General features: G+C 62.3%; 19 protein-coding genes. 6 read left to right on the top strand and 13 right to left on the bottom strand.

The window, feature by feature from the left end; all coding sequences use genetic code 11:
* Window positions 1–50: 50 nt before the first annotated feature.
* From AAZU54_RS02810 to uvrA, 4 genes are all read right to left on the bottom strand, one after another.
* Window positions 51–845, bottom strand: a complete 795-nt coding sequence (locus AAZU54_RS02810; protein ID WP_186553502.1) for a class II aldolase/adducin family protein — start codon at window positions 843–845, stop codon at window positions 51–53.
* Window positions 846–866: 21 nt separating this feature from the next.
* Entirely contained in the window at window positions 867–2,003 is a 1,137-nt protein-coding gene (locus tag AAZU54_RS02805) for an acyl-CoA dehydrogenase family protein (protein WP_405128955.1), read from the bottom strand.
* Between the two features lie 185 nt (window positions 2,004–2,188).
* Window positions 2,189–3,079, bottom strand: coding sequence for a LysR family transcriptional regulator (locus AAZU54_RS02800; RefSeq protein WP_404689678.1), 891 nt, complete (start codon window positions 3,077–3,079; stop codon window positions 2,189–2,191).
* Window positions 3,080–3,246: 167 nt separating this feature from the next.
* Window positions 3,247–5,859 carry an excinuclease ABC subunit UvrA gene (uvrA, locus tag AAZU54_RS02795; protein ID WP_434726493.1) on the bottom strand — a complete coding sequence of 871 codons (2,613 nt, stop codon included), beginning with the start codon at window positions 5,857–5,859 and terminating at the stop codon, window positions 3,247–3,249.
* A 258-nt stretch (window positions 5,860–6,117) separates the two neighbouring features.
* Between uvrA and AAZU54_RS02790 the strand changes: the two genes are divergently transcribed.
* On the top strand, window positions 6,118–6,822 hold the full coding sequence (locus tag AAZU54_RS02790) for an SDR family oxidoreductase (RefSeq protein WP_186553498.1): 705 nt from the start codon (window positions 6,118–6,120) through the stop codon (window positions 6,820–6,822).
* A gap of 73 nt (window positions 6,823–6,895) precedes the next feature.
* On the opposite strand, the gene AAZU54_RS02785 is transcribed toward AAZU54_RS02790, so the two are convergent.
* From AAZU54_RS02785 to AAZU54_RS02775, 3 genes are all read right to left on the bottom strand, one after another.
* Window positions 6,896–7,231 carry a hypothetical protein gene (locus AAZU54_RS02785; RefSeq protein WP_186553497.1) on the bottom strand — a complete coding sequence of 112 codons (336 nt, stop codon included), beginning with the start codon at window positions 7,229–7,231 and terminating at the stop codon, window positions 6,896–6,898.
* A gap of 117 nt (window positions 7,232–7,348) precedes the next feature.
* The gene (locus tag AAZU54_RS02780; protein WP_405128953.1) at window positions 7,349–7,972 is read right to left on the bottom strand and encodes a glutathione S-transferase family protein; all 624 of its coding nucleotides are present in this window, start codon (window positions 7,970–7,972) and stop codon (window positions 7,349–7,351) included.
* Window positions 7,973–8,046: 74 nt separating this feature from the next.
* A complete protein-coding gene (locus tag AAZU54_RS02775; protein ID WP_405128952.1) occupies window positions 8,047–9,000 on the bottom strand; it encodes a LysR family transcriptional regulator in 954 nt (317 codons plus the stop codon).
* 275 nt (window positions 9,001–9,275) lie between these two features.
* Here AAZU54_RS02775 and AAZU54_RS02770 point away from each other — a divergent pair, with 275 nt between their 5' ends.
* From AAZU54_RS02770 to AAZU54_RS02760, 3 genes are all read left to right on the top strand, one after another.
* A complete protein-coding gene (locus AAZU54_RS02770) occupies window positions 9,276–10,103 on the top strand; it encodes an amidohydrolase family protein (protein WP_434726492.1) in 828 nt (275 codons plus the stop codon).
* A gap of 73 nt (window positions 10,104–10,176) precedes the next feature.
* The gene (locus AAZU54_RS02765) at window positions 10,177–11,526 is read left to right on the top strand and encodes an MFS transporter (RefSeq protein WP_405128950.1); all 1,350 of its coding nucleotides are present in this window, start codon (window positions 10,177–10,179) and stop codon (window positions 11,524–11,526) included.
* Window positions 11,523–12,263, top strand: coding sequence for an SDR family NAD(P)-dependent oxidoreductase (locus tag AAZU54_RS02760; RefSeq protein WP_404689682.1), 741 nt, complete (start codon window positions 11,523–11,525; stop codon window positions 12,261–12,263). The genes AAZU54_RS02765 and AAZU54_RS02760 overlap by 4 nt, the downstream gene beginning before the upstream one ends.
* A 14-nt stretch (window positions 12,264–12,277) precedes the next feature.
* Here the strand turns inward: AAZU54_RS02760 and AAZU54_RS02755 are convergent, their stop codons facing one another.
* On the bottom strand, window positions 12,278–13,213 hold the full coding sequence (locus AAZU54_RS02755; protein ID WP_434726491.1) for a LysR family transcriptional regulator: 936 nt from the start codon (window positions 13,211–13,213) through the stop codon (window positions 12,278–12,280).
* A 121-nt stretch (window positions 13,214–13,334) separates the two neighbouring features.
* Between AAZU54_RS02755 and AAZU54_RS02750 the strand changes: the two genes are divergently transcribed.
* Complete coding sequence (locus tag AAZU54_RS02750; protein WP_434726490.1) at window positions 13,335–14,456, top strand: alkene reductase; 1,122 nt, start codon at window positions 13,335–13,337, stop codon at window positions 14,454–14,456.
* A gap of 340 nt (window positions 14,457–14,796) precedes the next feature.
* Here the strand turns inward: AAZU54_RS02750 and AAZU54_RS02745 are convergent, their stop codons facing one another.
* From AAZU54_RS02745 to AAZU54_RS02735, 3 genes are read right to left on the bottom strand one after another with little or no spacing between them, the layout of a single operon-like run.
* Window positions 14,797–15,546 carry an ABC transporter ATP-binding protein gene (locus AAZU54_RS02745; RefSeq protein ID WP_264234405.1) on the bottom strand — a complete coding sequence of 250 codons (750 nt, stop codon included), beginning with the start codon at window positions 15,544–15,546 and terminating at the stop codon, window positions 14,797–14,799.
* A gap of 3 nt (window positions 15,547–15,549) precedes the next feature.
* A complete protein-coding gene (locus tag AAZU54_RS02740) occupies window positions 15,550–16,380 on the bottom strand; it encodes an ABC transporter permease (RefSeq protein WP_264234406.1) in 831 nt (276 codons plus the stop codon).
* Window positions 16,380–17,372 carry an aliphatic sulfonate ABC transporter substrate-binding protein gene (locus AAZU54_RS02735; protein WP_312155061.1) on the bottom strand — a complete coding sequence of 331 codons (993 nt, stop codon included), beginning with the start codon at window positions 17,370–17,372 and terminating at the stop codon, window positions 16,380–16,382. Before AAZU54_RS02735 ends, AAZU54_RS02740 begins: the two co-directional genes overlap by 1 nt.
* Before the next feature lie 280 nt (window positions 17,373–17,652).
* Between AAZU54_RS02735 and AAZU54_RS02730 the strand changes: the two genes are divergently transcribed.
* Complete coding sequence (locus AAZU54_RS02730; RefSeq protein ID WP_186553489.1) at window positions 17,653–18,477, top strand: substrate-binding periplasmic protein; 825 nt, start codon at window positions 17,653–17,655, stop codon at window positions 18,475–18,477.
* A 2-nt stretch (window positions 18,478–18,479) separates the two neighbouring features.
* Here the strand turns inward: AAZU54_RS02730 and AAZU54_RS02725 are convergent, their stop codons facing one another.
* Together AAZU54_RS02725 and AAZU54_RS02720 are read right to left on the bottom strand one after the other, a co-directional pair.
* Complete coding sequence (locus AAZU54_RS02725) at window positions 18,480–18,644, bottom strand: hypothetical protein (RefSeq protein WP_225915593.1); 165 nt, start codon at window positions 18,642–18,644, stop codon at window positions 18,480–18,482.
* 139 nt (window positions 18,645–18,783) lie between these two features.
* Complete coding sequence (locus AAZU54_RS02720) at window positions 18,784–19,386, bottom strand: TetR/AcrR family transcriptional regulator (protein ID WP_264234409.1); 603 nt, start codon at window positions 19,384–19,386, stop codon at window positions 18,784–18,786.
* Between the last annotated feature and the right edge of the window lie 54 nt (window positions 19,387–19,440).

The following is a 19,440-nucleotide window of genomic DNA, read 5'->3' as shown; positions in this document are numbered from 1 at the left end:
GGGCAAGCCGCTGCCGCCTTGCCCGCGATCAAGCCCCTACTGGCGAGCCGTCACTGCTGGTAATCGCGCCCTTCGCGATCGAGCTGACGGATCAGTGCATCCCAATGGCGCTGAATGCCTTCTCCAAGCCCATCGGAAAAGCGTTTGGACTGCTCGTGCACCTTGGCAATCGCCGCCGCTGAGGCGTGCAGCAACTCGGCATTGCCGCCCGCCTGCGCTGCCACCTGGATGTTGCAGGCACGTTCCAGCCCGTGCAGTTCACGGAACGCGTGCTCGACGCTGATGCCGCCGGTCAGCAGGCCATGATTGCGCAGGATGAGAATGTTGCTCTGACCCAGATTGGCCACCAAGCGTTGCTGCTCGTCCAGATCCAGCGCCACGCCCTCGTAGTCGTGATAGACCACGCGGCTGTAATAGGCCAAGCCATGCTGGGAAATCGGCAGCAAGCCGTGGCGCTGTGCCGACACCGCCGCACCATCGCGGGTATGGGTGTGCAGCACGGCTTTCAGATCCGGACGAGCGCGGTGGATAGCACTGTGAATGACATAGCCGGCCTGGTTGATGCCCAGCCCCAGCGGATCATCGATGATGCTGCCATCGACGTCGACCTTGACCAGGTTGGAGGCGGTGATCTCGTCGAACAGCAGGCCAAAGGCGTTGATCAAGAAGTGCTCGTCCGGGCCTGGCACGCGGGCCGAGAAGTGCGTGTAGATATGGTCGGTCCAGCGAAACAGCGCCGCCAGGCGATAGGCGGCGGCCAGCTTGACCCGCACCTCCCACTCCTGGCTGCTGACTCGCTGGCGCACCGAGCGGGTGGCATCGGTGACGATAGACAATGAACGCATGACAATCTCCGCTAGAGGGGGTTATGCACTGGTCTGCGCCAGCGCTGCACGACCAACCTGGCCGAGGACTACGTCGTCTTGTGGGGTGTGGATGCGGCTGCACAGCACGTCGCGATAATGCCGCTCCAGCGGGTTACGCCGCGACAGCCCGGGATTGCCAGCGGCTTCGATAGCCAGTTCGACCGCGCTGATGGCGTTGCTGCTGACCAGGTGCTTGATCTGCCCGGCATGCCGCGCATCGACCCGCCCGGCGGCCGCAGAGTCGAGCAGGGTGCGGTTGGCGAACAGCAGCGTGTCGATACGCCCGAGCACTTCCTGGAACCGCGCAAGGCTCGCCAGCGGCGCGCCGAGGTTGCTGGGTGTGCGCGATTGCAGGAACTGCACCAGCCAGTCGCGTGCGGCCTGGGCCACGCCATCGTACAGCGCTGGCAGCAGCACCGACATCCACAGCTGGCCTTCGCCATCGAGCTCCGGGCGTGGCGCGCTGGCCGGGCTGACGTTGACCGCATGATCAAGTGGGATCAGTACATCGTCGAAGCGCACTTCATGGCTGCAGGTGGCGCGCATGCCCAAGTGATCCCAGTCATCGATGATGCGGATGCCGGGGCTGTCCTTGTGCACCAGGAAGCCGCCGATCAGAGGATCGCTGTCGTCACTGCGTGCCCACACCAGGTACCAGGTCAGGCCGTGGCTGCCGGTGGAGTAGATCTTGCGCCCAGACACTCGCCAGCCTTCAGCGGTGCGTCGCGCCACGGTCGCAGGCAGGCCACCGCGCGTCGGCGTGCCCAGTTCTGGCTCGACCCGAAAGGCGTTGATCAGCGCGCCGTTGTCCACGGCATCGCGAGCCACCCGCAGGCGCAGGTGCTCGGGCCAGCGGCCGTGCTCTTGCAAGCGCACGTGTTGCAGATACTGCATCGCCAGGATCAGCGCAGTGGCCGGGTCGCCCTTGCCGACGGCGGCAATCACCCGCCGCGCGGTAGCCAAGTCTGCACCGCCGCCGCCCAGGGCACTGGGTACGGTCAGCCCGAGCAGGCGGTATTGGTGCAGCAGGGCGAAATTGTCGTGAGGGAACTGACCACTGCGGTCATAGCGCTCGGCGTTGGCAGCCAGGGCTTGAGTAAGCTCGGCCAGGGCGCGATCGGAAGGTGGGTGACTCATGGGTATTCATCCCTGGAACACGGTAGATTTGTTAAGACCGTATTCGTCTGGATGAGAGCTGTAAAAGTCTTTTTGGTTCTATGCTAATTATTTGTTTTAAGAATTTAATTCATCCTACTTTATGCGTTTATTTCATTAGTTTGCTTGAGTGAAGCCTTGATCCGCAGCCAAGGGTACAGCGAGGCCTAGCTGCGCAACCGCGCTCCAGCAATTTCGCCAAACAGCTCCACCGGCTCCTGCAAATTGCCCAGGTAGCGCGGATGGAACAGCCACAGATCCACCTGCGGCTTGAAATCACTGACGTTGACCACCTCCAGTTGATCCCTGTGACGACTGGCCAGCAGCAGCGGTTCAGGCACCAGCCCCAGGCCCTGGCCACTGGCGACCAGGCCTAACTGCAAGTCCGTGCCAAAGGTCTCCAGGTTGATCGACAGCGACAAACCCTGCTCGCTGAGCGCCCGTTGCAGACCTGCGCGGAACCCGCAACCATCAGGGTTGAGCACCCAACCTCGGGTATAGCAGTCCTTGAGCTTGTAGTTGCGTTTGCTGGCACTGCCCTTGGCTGCGACCACGCGCAGGGGCATGCGCCCGATCGACTGGCTGGCGATGCCTTCGGGGAAGATCTTGCCGGGCGGGAACAGTGCGGCTGCCGCATCGAGCTCGCCGTTTTCCATGCGCGTGATCAAGCTGCTGCCCCAGCCGCTGCTGACCTGGGTGCGCAACACCGGATAGGCCTCGCGAATCTTCGCCAGGGCATCGAGCAAGACCACATCGCCCAAGGTTTGCGGCACGCCCAGGCGCAGGGTGCCGGAGGGGGCGCCATCGTTGGCTACCAGCTCGCGCAGGGCATCGATTTCACGCAGGATCGCCTTGCACTGCTCATACACCCGCAAGCCCATCGGCGTGGGTTTGAGCGGTTTGGTATTGCGGTCGAGCAGGGTGGCGCCCAGGTCTTGCTCGAAGTTCTGCAGGCGCCGCGTGATGGCCGGCTGGGTCAGTTGCAGGGCTTCGGCGGCAAGGTTGGTCGACTGGCAACGGATAACCGCCACGAAGGCGTCCATGTCATCGATTTTCATATTCGGCGCTCACATATTGAGACGGGAAAACATACCTCTGAAGAATAATCTGCCTACGCTCGGTTGTCACAGTTGGCGTTAATCAGTTACGGCCTTTTCGTGGGCAGTCGTTTGTGCGCTTACTGGTAGGCGTATGTATGTCCCGCAATGCGCTACGGGCACCGCGTTCAGCGCAAGGCGCCTGCCAAAAACGGCGCCGTGCGGCTGTGCCGATGCTTGGCCACCGTCTCAGGCTTACCGCTCACCACCACTTTGCCCCCGGCTGCACCAGCCCCCGGCCCGATATCGATCACCCAGTCGCTCTGCGCAACCACCCGCATATCATGCTCGACCACCACCACCGTGTGCCCGGCGTCGACCAGGCGGTTGAGTTGCACCAGCAGGCGATCGACATCTTGCGGATGCAGGCCATTGGTCGGTTCATCCAGCACATACAACGTCGCGCCGCGCGCCGTGCGCTGCAACTCGGTGGCCAGCTTGATCCGTTGTGCCTCACCGCCAGACAGTTCGGTGGCTGGCTGCCCCAGGCGCAGATAACCCAGGCCGATGTCCTGCAGCACCTGCAAGCTGCGGCGGATAGCGGGCTGTTCGGCGAATACCTCAACGGCTTGGTCAACGGTCATCTGCAGCACCTGGGCGATGTTCATGTCCTGCCAGGTCACCGCCAGGGTTTCGGGGTTATAGCGCGCACCGTGGCAGGTGGGGCAGGGTGCGTAGACGCTGGGCATGAACAGCAACTCGACGCTGACAAAGCCTTCCCCCTCGCAGGTTTCGCAGCGACCTTTGGCGACATTGAACGAAAAGCGCCCGGCATCGAAACCTTGCGCCTTGGCCTGCGCGGTGGCAGCGAACAGCTTGCGCACGTGATCGAACAACCCGGTGTAGGTCGCCAGGTTGGAGCGCGGGGTGCGGCCGATGGGTTTCTGGTCGACCTTGACCAGGCGCTTGATCTGCTCCAGCCCGGCGACGATCTGGCCAGTGCTGGTCGCCTGCGGTTCATCTTCCAGGCTCTGTTCTTCAGCTTCCTCAGGCTGCTGCGGCTGGCCCAGGTGGGCGCCGACCAGTTCCAGCAGGGCCTGGCTGACCAGGCTCGATTTGCCCGATCCGGAGATGCCGGTGACGGCGCTGAAGCAGCCCAGTGGAAACTGTGCGCTGAGCGCATCGAGGTTGTTGCGGGTGATGCCTTCCAGGCGTAGCCAGGCGTGTGCCTGGCGAGGCTGATGTTGGCGGCTGGCCTGCTCTGCGAACAGGTAGGCGCGGGTGCGCGATGCCTGCACCTGGCGCAAGCCTTCGGGGGGGCCACTGTAGAGAATCTGCCCGCCATGCTCGCCCGCAGCCGGGCCGACATCGACCAGCCAGTCGGCACGGCGCATGGTGTCCAGGTCATGCTCGACGACGAACACCGAGTTGCCGCTGGACTTGAGCCGCTGCAAGGCGGCATAGAGCGCTTGGCTATCGGCCGGGTGCAGGCCGGCCGAAGGTTCGTCGAGCACGTAGATCACGCCGAACAGCTGCGAATTGAGCTGGGTGGCCAGGCGCAGGCGTTGCAGCTCACCGCTGGACAGGGTCGGCGTGCTGCGTTCCAGCGCCAGGTAGCCCAGGCCCAAGTCGATGAGGGTGTCGATGCGCTCCAGCAACTCGGCGGCGATACGTTGTGCGGCCAGGCGCTTTTCCAGCGACAGGTTGGGCGTGTGCCGTACATCCGGGCCGCCGCTGTGCGCAGGCTCACCCTTGGCCGCGCGTTGTTGGCGGGCGGCGCGGGTTTGTTGGTGGGTGAGGGTTTCTGAGGTTTGTTCAGGCTGCTGCAGATAGTCGGCTGCGGCAACTTGCCTGAGCACCTTGGCCAGGTCTTGCAGTGGCATCTGTGCCAGCTCGGCGATATCCAGGCCGGCGAAGGTCACGGTCAGTGCCTCGCGCTTTAGGCGTTTGCCTGCGCACAGCGGGCAGGGGCTGGGGCGCATGAACTGAGAGACACGCTTGCGCATCTGCGCGCTTTGCGAGTGCATGAAGGTGTGCAGCACGTAGCGCCGGGCGCCACTGAAGGTGCCCTGGTAGCTGGGTTCGAGCTTGCGCTTGAGTGCAGCGCGGGTTTGCCCTGGGGTCAGGCCGGCATACACCGGTACGGTCGGCGTTTGTTCGGTGAACAGAATCCAGTCGCGCTGCTCCTGGGGCAGGTCGCGCCAGGGAATATCCACGTCGTAGCCCAGGGTCACGAGGATGTCGCGCAGGTTCTGCCCTTGCCAGGCCATCGGCCAGGCTGCGACTGCGCGTTCACGTATGGTCAGCGAAGGGTCCGGGACCATGCTCGCTTCGGTCACCTCGTAGACCCGGCCCAGGCCATGACATTCGGGGCAGGCACCTTGCGGGGTGTTGGGCGAAAAGTCCTCGGCGTAGAGCATCGGTTGCTCGGCCGGATAGCTGCCGGCGCGCGAGTAGAGCATGCGGATCGAGCTTGAAAGGGTGGTGACGCTGCCCACCGAGGAGCGGGCGCTGGGCGTACCGCGTTGCTGCTGCAAGGCCACCGCTGGCGGCAGGCCTTCGATGGCGTCGACATCCGGTACGCCAACCTGGTCGATCAGGCGCCTGGCGTACGGCGCGACAGATTCGAAGTAGCGGCGCTGGGCTTCGGCGTAGAGCGTCGAGAAGGCCAGCGAGGATTTGCCCGAGCCGGACACCCCGGTGAACACCACCAGTGCGTCGCGGGGGATGTCGACGTCTACGTTCTGCAGATTGTGCTCGCGGGCGCCACGCACCCTGACGAAGCCGGAGTGTTGCGGCATGCGGCAGTCCTTTTGCGTAAAGGTTCTACCTTAGCGTGTTTGCCGGGATCTTGGGACTACATGCCTCTGCATGACCCTTGTAGGAGCTGGCTTGTCGGGGCGCCGAACCGCTGCGATGGGCCGCAAAGCGGACCCAAAATGGCATGCCAACAGATTTTCTACAGGCTGCAAGCATTATTGATCACTGCTGCTGATCCCAACCAAGGTGTAGGCTGAAACTCACATCCACCGCAGACTCGCGTAAAGCCAGGAGCCCCTATGTCAGTAGAAAAAGTAGCTATCGTAACCGCCGGCGGCAGCGGCATGGGCGCCGCCGCCGCCAAGCGTCTGGCCGCCGATGGCTTCAAGGTGGCCATCCTGTCTTCGTCCGGCAAAGGTGAAGCGCTGGCCCAGGAGCTGGGCGGCATTGGCGTCACCGGCAGCAACCAGTCCAACGCAGACCTGCAGCGTCTGGTCGACGCGGTCATGGAAAAATGGGGGCGGATCGATGTGTTGGTCAACAGCGCCGGTCACGGCCCGCGTGCACCGATCCTGGAAATCAGCGACGAAGACTGGCACTTGGGCATGGAAACCTACCTGCTCAATGTCATTCGCCCGAGTCGCTTGGTCACGCCGATCATGCAGGCCCAGAAAGGCGGGGTAATCATCAATATTTCCACCGCCTGGGCGTTCGAGCCGAGCGAGTTGTTCCCTACTTCGGCGGTGTTCCGTTCAGGCTTGGCAGCCTTCAGCAAAATCTTCGCCGACAACTTTGCCGGCGATAACGTGCGCATCAACAACGTGTTGCCTGGCTGGATCGACAGCCTGCCGGCCACTGAGCAGCGGCGCGACAGTGTTCCGCTCAAGCGCTATGGCACCAGCGAGGAAATCGCTGCCACCATCGCCTTCCTGGCCAGCGAAGGAGCGGCCTACATCACCGGGCAGAACATCCGCGTCGATGGCGGGGTGACCCGCAGCGTTTGATGACCAGGCGCGCCCCACGCCGCGCGATCTGCGGCCGGGCGCGCCCATTGGGCAACACTGTCAAAGCGTGGGATTACTGGACGTTGTTCAGCTTGATCACATCACCGGAAACCTTGGTGGTGTAGCCATTCAGGACCCAGGCCCAGAACCACTTTTCCTGCACTTGGGTATTGATCAGCGCATCGCCGCCCTTGGCCTTGATCGCCGCGTCCTGTGCACGGACAAAGCGGCTGTTCTGACGGATCGGGATAAGGCCGAACAGCATCAGGCCGGTGGCGCTGGCTTCACTGTGACCCAGCACGGTGTACTGGCTGCTGTCATAGTGGGCCGATTTGATCGGGGCACCGGTGCAACCTGCCAGAACCAGGCCGAATGCGCATGCGGCTACAACTTTACTGAGGTACTTCACTGAACAGCTCCATGGTCCAAAGCCCGGGATCCAATTCCCGGGGGGGCGACACTCTAGCCGGACGATCAACCACTGGTAAAGCGGGGCGTTTTGCCAGCAAGGCGTGGCCGAGCGTGTCTAGGGCGTGCCGTTGCGACCATGCAGGCGAAAACCAGGTCGCTCGCTGAGCCGCTCATAATAGGCCGTGACTGCTGGCAGCGGTGGGTGGGCAAAAGGTGTTGCGAACCAGCGGTGGACCGACAAGCCGATGGGAATGTCGGCCAGTGAAAAGGCGTCGCCGGCCACGTAAGCCCCTGTTGCTTCGAGCTGCTGATCGAGTATCTGCATGTAGTTGGACCATTGCGCCAAGCCAGCGGCAAGCGCCTGGCCATCCTGATGCGCAGGCGATTGCCTGACCAAGGACATGAAGGCATAGCTCCAGGAGCGGTTCAGATCGGAGGCCTGCCAATCGATCCATTGATCCACGCGTGCCCTGGCCCTGGCTTCGGCCGGATAGAGCGCGCTCTGGCCATCACGTGTGGCCAGGTAGCGGATGATGCTGTTCGATTCCCACAGGGTGAAGTCGCCATCCTGGATAACCGGAACCATGGCATTGGGGTTCAGCGCCAGAAACTCAGGCAGCGCTGTCGGTTTGAAGCCCGCGCCCCAGTCCTCTCGTTCAAAGCCGATGTTCATTTCCGCGCAGGCCCATAGCACCTTGCGCACGTTGATCGAGGCCGCTCTGCCCAGTATCCGTAACATGTGGTCGTCCTTGTCTGGCGGGAAATCAATCGTCTATGACAGTCGTACAGCGGTCAACCCGTCGCCGCCGAGGTTCATGGATTGGGCAACTCGAAGCCAGCGATAGCTCGGCCAACGTTCACCGCCTGCGCCCGCAGCACCCGCATCAGGTGCAGCGCTGCTTGCGACGGTGGCTCGAAGCGCGAATAGACGAAGCTGATGTCGAAGTAGATTTCCTCGGCCAGTGGCACCACCGTCAAGCCGCTGTCTTGCGCCACGAACTCATCGATGATGCTCAGGCCCATGCCTTGCTTGACCAACGCCACCGCCTCGACGGCGTTGGTGAACGATAGCAGCGAGTGCAGGTGCAAACCGCGGTGCTCGATCTGTTGCGCGAGCAGTTGGCCAAACGGCATGTCGGGCCTGAACAGCAGCAGTGGCTGGCCCTCAAGCTGCTGCAGCGACAGCACTGGCTGCTGCGCCAGCGGGTGGTCGCCAGCCATCACCACCACCATGCGCCCGCGCATGAATGCCTGCGAATGCAGATGGTCATGCACTACTGGCAAGGCGGCGATCGACAGGTCGACTTTCTTCGACAGGATCTGGTTGGGCATCTCGTTCATCAACGAGGTCTGCCACTCGATGTTCAGTGACGGCGACTCTAGCTTGAGCTGCGCCAGCGCCGTGGGGAGGACCACCGTCGACAATGACGCGCTGCACGACAGGCGCAGGTTGCGCTGTGAGCCAGAACCTAGTGACAGCGCGCACTCGTTGACTGCCAACGCTGCCTGGTAGACCCGCTCGACCTCGCGAAACAGGATCTGTGCCTCGCCAGTGGGCACCAGCCGATTGTTGATTCGCTCGAACAAGCGGTAAGCCAGGCGGCCCTCGATGTAGCCGATCAACTTGCTCACCGCAGGCTGGGAGACATACAGCATTTTCGCCGCCGCGCTGATCGACCCGGTCAGCATTACCGCGCGAAACACCTCCATATGGCGCAGCTTGAACACCATCGTGCTGGACGCTGCAGCTTCTCTGCCGGGGAGCATGGTCATTACCTTTGGTTATGGTTTTCGCCATCTGTGTATGAGCGTTAGTACATCGCCGGCAGTATCGTTAGCCCAAGCCCGCCGCCGTGTCGGCGAACAATAACAAGATCTGCAAAACGCTGCAGTGGCCTTGCCGCTCTGAGCTACGCAGGCCCTTTAGGAGCGGGCTTGCCCGCGAATACGATTCTGGATTCACTGACGTATTCGCGGGCAAGTCCGCTCCTACAGGGGGCGCGTTAACTCAGCAATGGATGGTCGTGCCAGGGGAGAGCCGCGTGAACATCTTTGACGAGCCCAAGATCGATTGCCATAACCATTTGTTTGATCCTGCGCGATTTCCTTATCACCCCGCGGCACCCTATGCCCCCTCCGGCCAGGAGGTCGCAACGCTTGAGCAATTTAGCCAGCTGATGGATGCCTACGGCGTGCGTCACGCCCTGCTGGTTGGGCCGAACAGTGGCTATCACACCGACAACCGCTGCCTGTTGCACGCGTTGGCAGCTGGCCAGGGGCGCTTGCGCGGCGTGGCGGTGGTCGAGCCTGACATCGGCATCGATCAGCTGGCGGCGCTAAAGGAGCAAGGCGTGGTCGGGGTGGCGTTCAATCCTGCGCTCTACGGGGTTGAGGTCATGCAGGGCGCACAAGCCTGTTTGGGCAAGCTTGCCGAGCTGGGCATGTTCGCCCAAGTGCAGGTTTGTGAAGACCAGTTGCTGCACCTGCAAGGACTGCTTGAGCGCAACCCGGTACGTGTGCTGATCGACCATTGTGGCCGCCCGGATGTGCGCGCTGGCCTGCAACAGTCGGGCTTTCAGGCGTTGCTCAAGCTGGCGAGCTGCGGGCGAGTCAGCGTCAAGTTGTCCGGTATGCAGAAATTCGCCGCCAGCGAGGATCTGCTTGGGCAGAGCAGGGCCTACGTGCAGGCCTTGATCGCCGCCTTTGGGCCCGATGCCTGCGTCTGGGGTTCTGACTGGCCCTTCATTCGGCAACGTTTGCGGGTCGATTACGGCCCGCTGCTGAAACTGGCAGAGCAGCTGATGCCCGACCTGCAACTGCGCCGCAAGATCATGTGGGACACCCCACGACGCTTGTTCGGTTTTACCTGACGCGCGCGAGCGGATGCTCCCCCAGGGGTTGCCTGGGCATTGATGACATACCAATAACAAGAGACCCGACATCATGAACTCTGAGCAAAAGATCGGCTTGGCGGTGTTCGACACCCCAGCTCAGCAACATGCCAAGACCCGTACCCGTTTCATGATTCTGGCGCTGATCTCCGGCGGCACCATGATCAATTACCTGGACCGCAGCGTGATGGGCATCGCCGCGCCCAGCATCAGCGCCGACCTGGGCCTGAATGCGGCCATGATGGGGCTGATTTTCTCGGCATTTTCCTGGACCTACGCCGCCGCGCAGATCCCCGGTGGCATCCTCATCGATCGCCTTGGCACCAAGCTCACCTACTGGCTGGCGCTGACATTGTGGTCGTTGTTCACCGGCTTGCAGGGCTTGGCCCAGGGCTTTTTGTCACTGCTTGGCTTTCGCTTTCTGGTGGGCATCACCGAAGCGCCGTGCTTTCCCACTAACAGCCGGGTGGTTGCCACCTGGTTCCCGCAGAGCGAACGGGCCCGGGCGACCAGCATCTATACCTTCGCCGAGTACATTGGCCTGGCCTTCCTCACGCCGCTGCTGTTCTGGGTATTGCATGCCTATGGCTGGCGCTTCCTGCTGATGGCGGTCGGTTTGCTGGGCATCCTCTATGGCTTGGTATGGTGGCGCAAATACCACGAACCACACCAGTCGAGCACAGCCAACCAGGCCGAGCTTGATTACATCGAGCAGGGCGGCGGGGTGGTCGATGGTGGTCAGAAGGCCCACGTGTTCCAGTGGTCGCAGATCCCGGCGCTGCTCAAGCATCGCAACATGCTCGGCATTTGCCTGGGGCAGTTCGCCTGCAATTCGACCAACGTGTTTTTCCTCACCTGGTTCCCGACCTACCTGGTCACCGAGCGGCACATGCCCTGGCTGAAAGTCGGTTGGGTCGCGGTACTGCCGTTCATTGCCGCGTCGCTGGGGACGCTGGTCGGCGGCTGGCTATCGGATGCCTTGCTGCGTCGTGGCTACTCGCTCAACGTTGCCCGCAAGCTGCCGGTAATCGCTGGCCTGCTGACCGCTTCGGTGATCGTTTTGGCCAACTATGTCGAGTCGGACGCCTTGGTCATCGCCATCCTCTGCATCGCCTACTTCGCCCAAGGCATGTCGGCGCTGGCCTGGATGATCGTTTCCGACATCGCCCCCAAGGGCCTGCTGGGTTTGAGCGGCGGCCTGTTCAATTTGTTCGCCAATGCCGCCGGCATCGTCACCCCGTTGACCATCGGCATCATCGTCAGCGCCACCGGCTCGTTCGTCTGGGCCTTGGCGTTCGTTTCCACCATCACCGGGCTGGGTGCGCTGTGTTACCTGTTCATGGTCAGCGACCTGCGTCGCCTGCCCGAAATCCCGTGTGTCGAGAAAGGAGCAAAGCAATGAGCCAGTATCTGGAAGGGCAGGCTGCAATCATCACCGGCGGTATGCGTGGCATTGGCCTGGCGATCGCCCGGCGCTTGCACGCGGCGGGCGCGCGTATCGTCATCTGGGACTTGGCAGTGGAGGGCTGGGACAGTGTCGGAAACGGCTTTGAGCCGGCGCTACGCCAGGCCGTCGATGTCTCGTCGTTGTCCTCGGTGCAGGCGGCGTTCGCCGAAGTGCTCGAGCGCCTGGGGCAGGTCGATATCCTGGTCAACAACGCCGGCATCAATGGCCCGGTGGTGCCTTCGTGGGAGTACCCGGCGGATGCCTGGGACAAGGTCATCGCCATCGACTTGAACGGCGTGTTCTATTGCTGTCGCACCGCCATCGCGCACATGCGTGAGCGCGGCTATGGACGCATCGTCAACATAGCCTCGATGGCTGGCAAGGAGGGCGTTCAGTACATCTCGGCGTACTCGGCGGCCAAGGCTGGGGTGATCGCCTTCACCAAAGCCGCAGCCAAGGAGCTGGCCCAGGATGGCGTGCTGCTCAACTGCGTGGCGCCGGCCATGGTCGAGACGCCGTTGATGGCCGAGATGACCCAAGCGCACATTGATGCGAGCAAGGCCAAGATCCCCATGGGGCGCTTCCTCAAAGCCGAAGAGATCGCCAACATGGTGACTTGGATCGCGGGGCCGGAATGCAGCTTTACCACAGGCTTTGTCTTCGATCTGAGCGGGGGCAGGGCGACTTATTGAGGCCGCTGTTTGCTTCACGGGGCACTGCGGTTGAGCGTGCCATGCGGCGCCAAGCGTGGCAGCAGGTAATCGAGCAGGGCCCTGACCTTAGGCAGGCTTTCACGGCTCTTGAGCCATACCAGGTTCATCGGCAAGCCATCGGTGGCCAGCTGTGGCAGCACCTCGACCAGCGCGCCTGAATCGAGGTGGCGCTGAGTGAGCCAGGTCGGCAACTGGCCGATGCCATGGCCGGCCAGCACTGCCGCGACTTCCCCTTCACCATCGCCAACGGCAATGCGCGCCTGCACCGTTCGGCGCTCCATCTCGCCCGGCTGGCGCCCTTTGAAATACCAGGGGCTGACCAACCCGTCCGCCTGGCCGTAGCCCACGCAGTGGTGCGCATCCAGATCGCGCTCGCTGCGGGGGACGCCATGGCGCTCAAGGTAGGCGGGCGCTGCACAAAAAATCAGCCGTTGCGCGCCGAAGTAGCGATGGCCGAGGTTCGCCGGCCACGCATCCGGCCCGCCTATGCGCACGACGATATCGATGCCTTCGTGAACCGGATCGACGAACCGGTCCGAGAACGAAATGTGCGGCTGCAGCAACGGGTGCAGGCCAATGAAATCGAGAATCAGCGGCAGCACGTGCATCCTGCCGTAGGAGGCCGGCAGGTCGATCCGCACTTTGCCGTGCGGCTCATTGCCCGCGCTGACCAGCGCGTGCTCGACCTCTTCCAAATCTGCCAGTACCGCAGTGCAGGTGCGATAGAACGCGGTGCCTGCTTCTGTCAGTGACAGCTTGCGGGTGGTGCGGTTGAACAGGCGCACGCCCAGTCTGCCTTCCAGACGCGCGACACTTTTACTGACCGCTGAACTGGTCAGGTTGAGCCGCTCTGCTGCTGCGGTAAAGCTGCCAAGGTCAGCAGTCGCGACGAATACGTCGATGCCCTTGAGCCGTTCAGACGAGTACATGCCACGCTCCAATTGATGAATCAAATTCCATTCACTTGAGAAATCTTTGCGCAGATAACCGAAGATTTCTTCAATAGGCTAACCCACACGCAGTATTACTCACTACCTGTGGAGACCTTTCGTGAGCCTGTTCAGCGCATTCCAACTCGGCGATACCGTACTTCGAAACCGCTTCGTCATGGCCCCGATGACCCGTTCGCGTTCACCGGGCGATGTCGCCAATGCACTAACCGCGCTGTACTACACCCAGCGCGCCAGCACCGGCTTGATCGTGTCCGAGGGCACGCCGATCTCGCGCGAGGGCCAGGGTTACTTGTTCAACCCAGGTATCTACACCCCTGAACAGATCGCCGGCTGGCGCCTGGTGACTGATTCGGTACACAGCGTTGGTGGCAAGATCTTCGCCCAGCTGTGGCACGTTGGGCGGGTGTCGCACACCTCGATCCAGGAAGGTGGCAAGGCACCGGTCAGTTCAACCAGCAAAACGGCTGAGGGCGCGTTCGCCTTTGGCTATGCCGACAACGGCGAGCCAGGTTTCGTCTCGACCTCGCAACCACAAGCGCTGTCGAGCGAAGCGGTCGGCCGGGTGGTGCGTGATTTTGCCCAGGCTGCGGCTAATGCGATTGAAGCGGGCTTTGACGGCGTGGAAATTCATGGCGCCAACGGTTACCTGCTGGAGCAGTTCCTCAACCCCAAGGTTAATGACCGCACTGATCAGTACGGCGCGCAGAACCTGGATAACCGCCTGCGTTTCGTCTTCGAAGTGGTCGACGCCGTGTGCCAGCGTATTGGCGCCGGGCGCGTGGGTATTCGTTTCTCGCCGTACGGGCAGTTGATGGACATGCCGCTGTACGATGAGATCGACCAGACCTACAGCGCGCTGTGTGCCGGCTTGGGCGAGCGCGGCATTGCCTATGTCCATGTGATGGACCAGACCCACTTCTTCCTGCGTGCCGAAACGGCCGTAGCGCGCGAAGATGCGCTCAAGGCGTTGCTGGTCAGTTGCCGCAATGGCCTCAAGTCGACCCGCTTGATTCTGGCCGGTGACCTTACCCTGCAACGTGCGCAAGCGCTGGTGGCGTCGGGGCTGATCGACCTGGCTGGATTTGGCCAGCCATTCATTGCCAATCCGGATCTGGTTGCACGGCTGGAAAATGGCTGGCCGCTGGCGGTGGCGAACAAGGACACCTACTACGGTGGTGGGGCAGAAGGCTACATCGACTATCCGCCATATCTGGGCTGAGGACGGCGTTTCAGGGGCCTACCGTTGTGCTGCTGGAGTGGTTGTCTGGGCTGGCCCCATCGCGGGGCAAGCCCGCTCCTACGCAGGCGGCGTCACACCGGTGGGAGCGGGCTTGTCCCGCGATAGGGCCACAGCAGACGGCGTGTTCGTGTGTACTCAGGCAAAACGGTCCCAGGTTGGGACATCTGGGGCGACTTCACGCCAGAGCAACCTCTACGGCACGAAGAAGGGCCACTCGCGGCCGGGGAGGCTGGCCGGCATCTGGCGATTCTGGGTACATGCGCCGCGTTCTTGGGTCAGCCAGCGGATGAGCGGATGGGCGAACCGCAGTGCTCAATGCTCAAATCACCCGCGCACTGTGCAACGCCTCCAGCGCCTCCCCGCGCAACCGTGCCAGGCGCTCGTCGCGGCGGTCGCGTGGGTAGTCGAGTTTGACCCGCAACTCGCGGCACACCGTACCTGGGCGATTGCCAATCACCAGCACCCGATCACTCAGGTACAGCGCCTCGTCCACATCGTGGGTTACCACCAGCAAGGCAATCCGGTGCCGACGGGCCAGGTCCAGGAGCAAGTCTTGGAGCTTGAAGCGGGTAAAGGCATCGACTGCGCTGAACGGTTCATCCAGCAACAGCAACTGCGGTTGCCCGTATAGCCCGCGGGCGATCGCTACCCGTTGCGCCATGCCGCCTGACAAGGCCTTGGGCAGGGCAGCGGCAAAGCCATCCAGGCCGACCTCTTCGATCAGCCCCGCCACACGGGCGCGGTCATAGCCTTGGTCTTGGCTAAAGCCGATGTTTTCGGCCACGCTCAGCCAGGGCATCAATCGCGGCTCCTGGAAGACGAAACCGATCTGCTCGGGCCGGCTGTGCAGTACGCCGGTAAAGTCCTGATCGAGTTGTGCCACCAATCTGAGGAGGGTGCTCTTGCCGCAGCCGCTAGGGCCGAGCAGGCTGACGATTTCACCCGGTTGCAGTTGTAGCTGGACTTGCCCCAGCACTTGGGTCGCACCGAACGCTTTGCCTTCCACCTGTAGGTCAAGCAGCGGTTCAACGGGCGGGGCTGGCTCGGCAATGCGCAGAGGTTGGTTCATGCTTCAGACTCCTGTATCCGTACCGTCGAACGTGTCGCGCCAGGTCAGCCAACGCTGTTCCAGGCTGGCCAGCAGGCCATCGCTGAGCTTGCCCAGCAGCGCCAGGACAATGATCGCCGCCAGTACCAGATCTGGTCGTGAGGTTTCCCGGCCATCGCTGAGCAGGTAGCCAAGGCCACGGGTCGCGGCAATCAGCTCGGCGGCAACCAGGAACATCCAGCTCAGGCTCAGTGCGCTGCGCAAACCGGTGAATACGCCCGGTAGGGCGGCCGGCAGCAAAATACGTCGGGCCAGCCGCAACGGGCTGAAGCCATACATGCGCCCAACCTCAACCAGCTTGCGATCGATATTGCGGATCGCTGCCACGCCATTGAGGTACACCGGAAAAAACGCGCCAATGGCAATCAATGTGACTTTCGAGGTTTCGCCAATCCCCAGCCACAGCAGCAACAGCGGCACCCAGGCCAGGCTGGGAATCGCTCTCAGGCTGGCAAAGGTGGGCTCAAGCCAGGCCTCGGCCTCGCGGCTAAGGCCAACCCAGGCGGCAAACAGTAGCCCAAGTGCCGCACCGATGGCGAAGCCGGCCAATACCCGAGACAGGCTGGCACCGATGTGTTTCCACAACGCACCATCGGCCAGGTGCAGCAGGGTCTGGGCCACTTCGCTCGGAGCCGGCATCTGGTAGGCGGCGATCCAACCAAGGCGCACCACAGCTTCGAGCAGCAGGATGATCAGCACCGGCAGGGCCAGGCCCTTGGCTCGGCGCCGCCAACGGCTCGGTTGCACGGCAGGCGCAATTACCCCCGGCGCCAGGGTCTTGCTGGAGGTGCTCATCACTGGATGCTGGCCTTGGCGAAGGATGGATCGATCAGTTGGTCGATCACCTGATTGACGTCAACACCACGCTTGACCAAGGCTTCGGACACCAGAATGGGGGCTGCTGCCTTGGAGGCGCTGATATCCTGATCAGTCAGTTGCGGCGCGGAAAGGTCGGTCCGCGACAGCTGCAGTTTGGCCACATCCAGCGGCAACTTGGACTCATCGGCCAACAGCTTGGCGAACTCATCAGGGTGGGCGATGGCCCAGTGGCGCGCCTGTTCGTAGGCTTTGATCACTGTGGCGATAGTCTGTGGGTGTTGCTGGGCGAACGTGTCGGTGACGCTGACCACGCCATAGCTGTTGAAGTCTTTGTTGCGATAGAGCAGGCGCGAACCGGCTTGAAGTTCGCTGGCGGCCATGTGCGGGTCCAGGCCTGCCCAGGCGTCGACGTCGCCTTTTTCCAAAGCGGTGCGCCCGTCTGGGTGTTGTAGGTGCAGCAGTTCGACGTCGTCCTTCTCGATGCCGGCCTTGGCCAGGGCGCGCAGGGTGAACAGGTACGGATCAGTGCCCTTGGTGGCAGCGATCTTTTTACCTTTGAGCGCTTCGAGGTTTTGTAACGGCGAGTCTTTGCTGACTACCAGTGCAGTCCATTCGGCGCGGCTGTAGACGTACACCGACTTGATCGGGCTGCCGTTGGCGCGGGCCAGCACGGCCGAGAGGCTGGCCGACGAGCCGAAGTCGGCGCCGCCGCTGTTGAGATACTCCAGCGAGCGGTTGCTGCCTTGGCTGAACACCCAGCTCACTTTCGAGTCGGGCAGGGCTTTTTCCAGCCAACCGAAATGCTTCAGGACCAGGCTCACGGGTGAGTAGTAGGCGTAGTCCAGGCGCACTTCCTTGGGGGCGGTTTCAGCCTGGGCGCTGGGGTTCAGCGCCAGCGCGAACAAGCCAGCGGCGGCCAGGGTCTTGAGGGCGTGGGGAAGGGATAGGGCGAGGGGGGGCAGGCGCATCGGCAAGATCCAAACAGTCGAAGAGGATCAACACCGATTGCATGGGGCATGCCATTCGGCCATCTCCCAGCTGGACGGGGCTCGGCGGCGGGGTAGGGAGCAACTGACTGTGGCGTGAGGCGCAGTCTGTTGATTCGCTGTTGCCTGGCCAACAGTGTGTGCGGCTGCATGCCTGCCGCCACGCGACTGTGCATTAGGTACTGTGAGGGCCCGCTGGCGGCCGGCAGATTCTGGTCCAGACTGGTTGAACTCCCCTGTCATTGATGACGTAGGCTCGCACATGATCGAGCGCCGCCCCGGGCGGTTGTGGTTGCTGGTGCTGTGTTGGGTGTTGACCCCCAAGCTGGCCCTGGCAGCCGACGACTGTCGACACCTGACCGCCACAGGCAATCCTGAATATCCCCCCTATCTGTGGCGTGACCCAGACAACCCAGAGCAGCTGATCGGCGCCAATGCCGACTTGCTCAAGCACCTGGCCAAAACGCTTGGGCTTGAGGTGCAGGTGGTCTATAGCGGCCCCTGGTCACGGGCCCAGGAAGATGTGCGTACCGGCAGCATCGACATGATGGCCGGCTACTTCATCACCCAAGCCCGGCAACAGACCATGGACTTCATCAAACCCGCGTTTCTCTCGACCCCCAGCGTGGTTTGGGTGCGCCGGGGTGAAGGCTTTGCCTATCACGGTTGGGCTGACCTCAAAGGGCGCAATGGCGGCACCTTGGTCAACAACAGCCATGGCCAGGCCTTCGACGACTACGCCAAGGCCAACCTCAACCTCGAAGCGGTGCCCAGCGCCAGCCAGGCGTTTCTGAAATTGGTGCACAAGCGCAACGACTACCTGATCTATGAGCAGTATCCAGGCATGGCGCTGGCGCAGACATTGGGCTTGGACAAGGGGTTGCAGGTCCTGCAGCCGGCGGTTTCCAGTGAAGGATTGTACCTGGCGCTGTCGCAGGCATCGCCCTGCAACCAGCCACGGCTGCGCGAGCAGCTGGCGCAGAAGATGACAGAGATCGTCGCCAGCGACTTACCCCAGCAATGGCTGCAGCGAAATCTGCAAGTGTGGCAGCGCCAGCAGCCACCGCGAGCCGAGCCCCAGCGCTGAACTCAACCGATCCCCGCCTGATTTCGCCGCAAGCATTCGGCTTCGGCATCGGCGCGCAAGTTGAAGGTTGGCTTGAGCCTCATTTTCTCAACGTTGTCGTAGAGGTCGAAGCCGGTGCACAGGCCTGAATAGAAACGCACCCCTCGCTCAAGGTATGGCTTTTCCATAGGCATAGCCGGAACTACAACGAAACGCGGTCGCATGTTAAGTGCCTCCCCAGGCAATTGAATTAACTATTAGCTTCGGACATGCAAGCTCGCAAGAAGGCTCATGCTGGGGCGACCGACGGTATTATTCTGTTTCGCTCTAAGCTTGAGCGGTTGGCAATGGTCGCCGAATGCCGTCGAGCAGCAACTGCACCGCGGCCAACCCTTGCTCAAGTCGCTCAGGTTGGTCAGCGCCATTGGCAATCCACAATGCGGTTTCCGCCAAGGCGCCTTGAATCATCGATGCCAAGGCTTGGGGGGCGGTAGCGACGACGATGTGGTCGGCCATCAAGCCTTCGAGCAGCACCTGCAAAGAACCCACGCAGTGCAACTGTGCCGCTGGCGTGGGGGCGCCAAGCACGGCGCGCGCATCACGTAGCACGATGCGTTGAATTTCAGGTTCGCGGGCCATCTCAAGGTAGGCGCGACAACGGCTGCTGAACCCGGCCCAAGGGTCTTGGGCGTGGTCCGATATGGCTTGCAGGCGGGCGTCCATCTCGGCGTCGATGTGCCCGACCACTGCTTGGAACAAGCCCTTTTTATCGCCGAAATGATGATACAGCGCACCACGGGTCAGGCCGGCTTGGGCGGTCAGGTCATCCAGTGAGACCTCGCTATAACCCTGCTCGCTAAATACCCGGCGTGCGGTTTCGATGAGTAGGGCGCGGGTCTGTTCCATCTGCGCGCGGGTGCGTCTGACCATGCTGTCTCCTGGGTGAAGGGCTTTACATACGATTCGTATGATAATAGAGTTTTT

It is taken from the genome of Pseudomonas sp. Je.1.5.c (genome assembly GCF_051129895.1).
GTDB classification, from domain to species: domain Bacteria; phylum Pseudomonadota; class Gammaproteobacteria; order Pseudomonadales; family Pseudomonadaceae; genus Aquipseudomonas; species Aquipseudomonas urmiensis.
Note: the sequence above shows the minus strand (reverse complement) of the source record. Positions and strands in the feature narration are given on the sequence as shown.